Raw genomic sequence first — 6,286 nt, forward strand, 5'->3', positions numbered from 1 at the left:
TTTGGGGGCCACGTCAGTGTGTCCCCTTTTTGCATTCTTCAAGCTAATATGATATAATAATTTGACGACTAATCTTTTCACGGTTGATTATCTGCATTTTTTTTAGGAGTTGTAATGGTAGGACTTATTAGTGGTGTACGCAAGAACAGCTTGGCAGCGGACGCAGGCATCAAGGCCGGCGAAAAGCTGTGCAGCGTGGACGGCGTACAGGTTAAGGATATAATTGAATTGAGCTTCTATACCTCCGATTACGAGGTTGATCTGGAGATAGAGGCTACCGATGGCACACGCCGTCAGGTACATATAGAAAAATATCCGGATGAGGATCTTGGCCTGGAGTTTGACTCCGCAGTTTTTGACAGAGTTGCGACCTGCTACAATAACTGTGTTTTCTGCTTTGTTGACCAGATGATTCCCGGTATGCGTCCGGGTCTGTATGTGCGTGATGACGATTACCGTCTGTCCTTCTTATATGGTAACTTCATTACACTCACCAATATGAAGGATGAGGATTTTGAACGTATTATCCGCACGCATCTTACGCCGCTGTATGTTTCGGTACACGCTACCGACCCGCAGGTGCGCTGCCAAATGATGCACAACCGTTTTGCCGGTCAGCTGATGGAGCGCTTGCAGCTTTTGTTCGATGCGGGCATTCAGGTGCATACGCAGATTGTGTGCTGTCCCGGTTATAATGACGGCGAGATTCTTGCCAAGAGCTTCCACGATTTGTACGCGCAGTATCCCAATGTACTGACGATGGCGGTTGTTCCCGTAGGTACTACTAAGCACCGCGAGCACCTGACGCAGCTTGCCACTTTTACGAAGGAGCAGGCCGCAGAGGTTGTGGAGCAGGTGACCGCATGGCAGGAGCGCTGCCGTAAGGAAACAGGCAAGACGTTTATCTACTTGGGCGATGAATTTTATCTGCTGGCGGAAAAGCCTTTTCCTCCTACCGAATGGTACGACGGCTTCCCGCAGCTGGAAAACGGCATTGGCCTGACTGCCAACTTTATGCTGGAGTGGGACGAGGCGTTGGCGCAGATGCAGGACTTTCATCCTGCAGAGCCTGCGGTGATTCCCGTGGGTGAGGGCGCTTATCGTGTGCTGGAGCCTTTGATGACGAAGCTGAACAGCCAGTTCGGTTCGGAGCACCGCTTTGTACCTGTGCCCAACAGCTTTTTCGGCGGCAAGGTAAATGTTACCGGTCTTTTGACGGGCAGCGATATTCTGGCGAACGTGCAGGGTAAGCAGATTATTCTTCCGGATGTGGTTTTGAATAACGATAAGCTGTTTTTGGATGATATGTCGCTGGCGCAGTTCAAGGAGCGCTACCCTGGCAAGGTGGAGATTGCCAAGGGTGCGAAGGAGCTGCTGCATTTATTATTGGAAAGATAGGTGAAGCGTATGCTGCAGGTTTATACAGGTACAGGCAAGGGTAAGACTACTGCTGCTTTGGGCGTGGCGCTGCGTGCCTCCGGTTATGGTATGAAGACGCTGATGCTTTCATTTTTGAAGGATGATCCTGAGTACGGCGAGGCGCGGGCTGCAAAGAATCTGCCTTGGTTTACGCTGCGGCAGGTGGGACGCGACGCCTTTGTTAATTTCCATAATCCCGATCCTGTTGATTTAAAGATGTGCCGTGACGGCTGGGAAGAAGCGAAGAAAGCTATTAGCTCCCACGCTGCGGATGTTATTATCCTTGATGAGCTGAATATTGTGCTTGCTACCCAAATGCTGCCGACGCAGGAGGTTGTTGATTTTTTGCGTGAGCATAAAAATAACGTTGAGGTTATTACTACTGGTAGAGGTGCACCGGAAGAGCTTATCAAAATTGCCGACCTTGTTACTGATATGAGCGAGGTTAAGCACTATTTCCACAAGGGAGTTGGCTCTCGTAACGGCATCGACCATTGAGGTGTGCGTTATACCACTCCATCTGCGTTACCCCCTTTAGTCGCTGACGCGACAGTCGCCCCAGGGCGCCCTCTCTTGCCCTTCGGGCAATTCACCTTGTCCCCCAAGGGGGAACCAAGAACATACTAATGAAGGCTAATTGAAAGCTATTAGTCTTGCCTTCCCCTTGGGGAAGGTGCCGAGCATAGCGAGGCGGAAGGGGGATGCTTGTACGTCGCAATCAAATATCGTTCCAGTCAGTAGCAATTTTCCCGTGCCTTGGGGCACAACGCAAATTTCGTGTTGAACCAGGACGAAGCTTCGGTAAAATTTGCCAGACGGTAATAGAAAGTTACGTACCCTTGCTTCTATGGTTCCAGACACTCATTTGCTAAAATTGCTATTCCCTACACGATATGTTAATTGCTCGTGTTGGCGTTTTGCTATCCTTCTTGCCTGCCCCTCGGGGAAGGTGCCGAGCATAGCGAGGCGGAAGGGGGATTCCCCATAAATATGCAAAAAATTTTACATTTCTATGATAGACACATACTAAAAAATTTATTACGATGAAGGAGATTTGATTATGGCTAAACCGATAGTTGCTATAGTTGGACGTCCTAACGTAGGCAAATCTACTCTTTTTAATATTTTTGCCAACAGCAGGATTTCCATTGTTGAGGATACACCGGGCGTTACCCGCGACCGTCTGTATGCTACCGCCGAATGGCTGGACCACGAGTTTATGATGGTTGATACCGGCGGTATCGAAATCATGAATGCCGATGCTATTGCTGTTTCTATCCGTCAGCAGGCACAGATTGCGATTAAGGAGGCGGACGTTATTCTGTTCGTCTGCGATGCGCGCGCAGGCATTACTACCGAGGATGCTGACGTTGCCCGTCTGTTGCGTCAGTCCAAGAAGCCGATTGTTCTGGCTGTCAATAAGGCGGATTCTCCGAAGCAGGAGATGAATACCTTTGAATTCTATAATCTGGGTATCGGTGATCCGATTGCTGTTTCCGCGTCCAACCATTTGGGCCTGGGCGATTTGCTGGATGCCGTTGTTGCCAAGTTCCCGTCCGATAAGATGGCAGGCGACCTGGAGGAAGAGGACGAAATCAAGGTTGCTCTGATTGGTCGTCCGAACGTAGGCAAATCCTCTATTTTCAACGCACTGGTAGGCGAGGAGCGTTCTATCGTAAGTGATGTTGCAGGCACTACCCGTGATGCGATTGATACTCCGGTAGTACGCAACGGTCAGAAGTACCTGTTCATTGATACCGCAGGCATGCGCCGTAAGGCTAAGGTTGACGAACCGATTGAAAAATACAGCGTTATGCGTTCTCTGCGTGCGGTTGACCGCAGTGACGTTGTGCTGATGGTTTTTGATGCTGTCGAAGGTGTTACCGAGCAGGATAAACGTATCGTCGGCTATGCTCATGAGGCAGGCAAGGCTGTTATTCTGGTTGTCAACAAATGGGATTTGTACGAGAAGGACAATTCCTCCACTCTGCGTTATACCGAAACTCTGCGCAAGGAGCTTGTTTTCCTGCAGTATGCGCCGGTAGTTTTTGTTTCTGCCGTTACCAAGCAGCGTATTCACCGTCTGCCGGAGGTTATCTCCTATGTTGCCGAGCAGAACGCTATGCGTATCGCTACCAGTATTCTCAACCAGGTTATCGAGGATGCTGTGGCTATCAATCCGCCGCCGACCGAAAAGGGCAAACGTCTTAAGATTCTTTATGTTACACAGGTCAAAATCAAACCGCCAACCTTTGTTATCTTTGTCAACGAACCGGAAATCATGCATTTCTCCTATCAGCGTTATCTGGAGAACAAACTGCGTGAGGCATTTGGCTTTGAAGGTACACCGATTCAGATGATTATCCGTGGTAAGAACGAGGATGAATAAATAAAAGTCAGGTGATTTGTTATGTTCAATGAGGTGGGTATATTACATTTTCTGCTGGGCTTTGTGCTCGGTCATGTCTGCGGCTCTGTTCCCAGCGGCTTATGGCTGGTGCAGGCCTTTCACGGTATTGATATCCGTAATTACGGCAGCAAAAATATCGGCACGACGAACGTTTTCCGTACCGTCGGTTCCAAGACTGCGGTGCTGGTGCTGATTGCCGATGCCTTCAAGGGTATTCTCGCGGTTGGTATTATGAGTTATTTTTTCCACAATCCGCTGCTGGATGTGGTTACGGCTTTGGGTGCGCTTTTAGGCCATAATTATTCGATCTTTCTGGGCTTTAAGGGTGGCAAGGGCGTTGCGACCGCACTGGGCCTGTTGATTTTTATGATGCCTAAGGTTGCCGTAGCAAGCTTCGGTATCTGGCTGGTGTGCGTGCTGCTGACGCGCTATGTATCGCTCGGCTCCATTATGGCTGCCATCTTTACGCCGCCGCTGGCGTGGTATTTTGGTTATCCCTCTGCCTATGTGATTTTCTCGGTGGTTGCCGCTTTCTTTGTAGTTTTACGCCACAAGGAAAATATCTATCGCCTGCTCACAGGCACCGAAAGCAAAATCAAACCGGGCAATGCCAAGGATCTGCAGAAATAAAATATCGCTTCTACGCTGATGTAGGCCAATGCTTACATCAGCTTTTTTCATATACTAAAGCAGGATTTTTGTTCTGCCTAAAGAATATAATAATATTACAAGTATTTTAGGTTACTTGCAGTAAAATATATGCTGCAAGAAGGGAGGAACGAAATTGCGATTAGCAAAGCTTTTATATACAGCTGCTGTTGTTTGCGGACTGCTGCTGCCTTTGGGCGCTTCGGCTGCAGGCATTACCAATTATCCGCCGCTTGTGAATCCGTCGCACTGGACGGAGCAGAACAAGAGCGGTGATACGGTTATTCTGGATGCGAAGGGTGTGGCTGCCTTCAATGCCAAGGTACGCGCTGCTTCCCGCAGTATGCCTGACCTGGCAAATTATCCTGCGACGATGAGCGGTGATGCGCTTAAAACGAGGATTATGGATTATTCCATACTTGACGATGACCTGTATCTGCATGGCAACAAGGTGAGCGAAAACTATAAGAATATCCTGCGTAAGCAAAGCAATATTGCCGCGATTCCCAAAAGCGTAGGCGTGCAATACGCAGTGACGGTGCGCCGTACAGCGGTGCGTGCGCTGCCTACGGGCGAGGGCCTGTATTATTACGCGGGCGACAAGGATTTTGATGCGCTGCAGGAAACTATGCTGGACCCGGGCGAGCCTGTGGCTGTGCTGCACACTAGTGCCAACGGTTATTTTTACTACGTGCAGGCAGTAAATTACAGCGGTTGGGTGAGCAAGTATAATGTAGCCATGACCGACAAGAACACCTGGAGCAGCTTTGTAAAGCCGCAGAAGTTTCTTGTTGTTACCGATGCGGAATATAACCTGAAAACGGACGGCGAGCAGGTGCTTTATCAGCAGGGTGCGCGCCTGCCGGTTGACAGTGTGCAAAGCGATACCTATACGGTGCTTGCGCCGGTGCGCACAAAAACAGGCCTGCTGCAGAAGCAGAAGCTGCTGGTGCCGAAGGCTGCCTCTGCCGTGCATTACGGCTATTTGCCCTATACCAGCAATAATCTGCTCAGCTCCGCCTTCAAATTTTACGGCAAGCCGTATGGCTGGGGCGGTTTGAAAAACAGCGTGGATTGCTCAAGCCTGGTGTTCAATGCTTACCGCACTGTGGGCATTGTGTTGCCGCGTAATGCCGACCAGCAGGAGTTGACAGCAGGCACGAAGAAAAAGCTCAGCGGCAGCTCACAGGAACGCGCCGCCGTTATCAGCAAGCTGATGCCCGGTGCAGCGCTTTATATGGACGGCCACTGCCTGATGTATATCGGCAATATCAATCAGACACCGTATACGATTCACGCGCTGGGCTCGTATTTTTCCAAGGGCCGCCTGATGCGCGAGATGAAGGTGCTGGTGAGCGATTTGACGCTGCAGCGTTCCAGCGGTAATATGATGCTTAACGAATTGCAGACAGCAATAGAATATAAATAATGTTAGGAGATTTTAGGAATGTTAAACCAATTTCAATGCATTGCAGCGGAGTTCAACGCTGCAGCTTATAATGATGCAGATAGTATAGTACTGTTTTTGTGCAAGGAATGTGCAGCAGCTATCGACAAGCTGGAGCTGCCGGAGGCAGTAGCCAAGGCGGCAATGGCGTATACCGCGCAGCACGACGATATTTATGATGCAGGCAGCGTTACCACCCTGGTGCTGCCGCAGGGTGAAGGTTTGCTGACACTGCTTTTGGCAGGCTGTGGCGAGGGCAAGGACTGCAAGCCGAACAATTTCCGCAAGGCTGCCGGTGCTGCTGCTCGCGCTTTGCACAAGGCTAAGGCGCAAAAGGCTGTACTGGCTGCGCCTATCCTGCT

6 protein-coding genes are annotated in these 6,286 nt (G+C 49.9%); all 6 read left to right on the forward strand.

Annotation, left to right across the window (positions count from 1 at the left end; genetic code table 11):
- Positions 1-114 precede the first annotated feature (114 nt).
- Entirely contained in the window at positions 115-1,398 is a 1,284-nt protein-coding gene (locus BN587_RS04515) for a DUF512 domain-containing protein (RefSeq protein WP_021719956.1), read from the forward strand.
- Positions 1,399-1,407: 9 nt separating this feature from the next.
- Positions 1,408-1,917: a cob(I)yrinic acid a,c-diamide adenosyltransferase gene (locus BN587_RS04520; protein ID WP_021719957.1), complete on the forward strand. Its 510-nt coding sequence runs from the start codon at positions 1,408-1,410 to the stop codon at positions 1,915-1,917.
- 562 nt (positions 1,918-2,479) lie between these two features.
- Positions 2,480-3,808 carry a ribosome biogenesis GTPase Der gene (gene der / locus BN587_RS04525; protein WP_021719958.1) on the forward strand — a complete coding sequence of 443 codons (1,329 nt, stop codon included), beginning with the start codon at positions 2,480-2,482 and terminating at the stop codon, positions 3,806-3,808.
- Between the two features lie 21 nt (positions 3,809-3,829).
- Positions 3,830-4,459: a glycerol-3-phosphate 1-O-acyltransferase PlsY gene (gene plsY / locus BN587_RS04530; protein WP_021719959.1), complete on the forward strand. Its 630-nt coding sequence runs from the start codon at positions 3,830-3,832 to the stop codon at positions 4,457-4,459.
- 154 nt (positions 4,460-4,613) lie between these two features.
- Positions 4,614-5,906 carry an SH3 domain-containing protein gene (locus tag BN587_RS11360; protein ID WP_021719960.1) on the forward strand — a complete coding sequence of 431 codons (1,293 nt, stop codon included), beginning with the start codon at positions 4,614-4,616 and terminating at the stop codon, positions 5,904-5,906.
- An 18-nt stretch (positions 5,907-5,924) separates the two neighbouring features.
- The coding region (locus tag BN587_RS11365) for a M17 family peptidase N-terminal domain-containing protein (RefSeq protein ID WP_303684841.1) at positions 5,925-6,286 on the forward strand (362 nt) is incomplete at its 3' end.

The organism is Phascolarctobacterium succinatutens CAG:287, from assembly GCF_000434895.1.
In the GTDB taxonomy this organism is placed as follows: domain Bacteria; phylum Bacillota; class Negativicutes; order Acidaminococcales; family Acidaminococcaceae; genus Phascolarctobacterium_A; species Phascolarctobacterium_A succinatutens_A.

Coding starts and splice junctions, on each gene's coding strand:
- BN587_RS04515 (WP_021719956.1), top strand. CDS start 115: ATGGTAGGACTTATTAGTGGTGTACGCAAGAACAGCTTGGCAGCGGAC.
- BN587_RS04520 (WP_021719957.1), top strand. CDS start 1,408: ATGCTGCAGGTTTATACAGGTACAGGCAAGGGTAAGACTACTGCTGCT.
- plsY (WP_021719959.1), top strand. CDS start 3,830: ATGTTCAATGAGGTGGGTATATTACATTTTCTGCTGGGCTTTGTGCTC.
- der (WP_021719958.1), top strand. CDS start 2,480: ATGGCTAAACCGATAGTTGCTATAGTTGGACGTCCTAACGTAGGCAAA.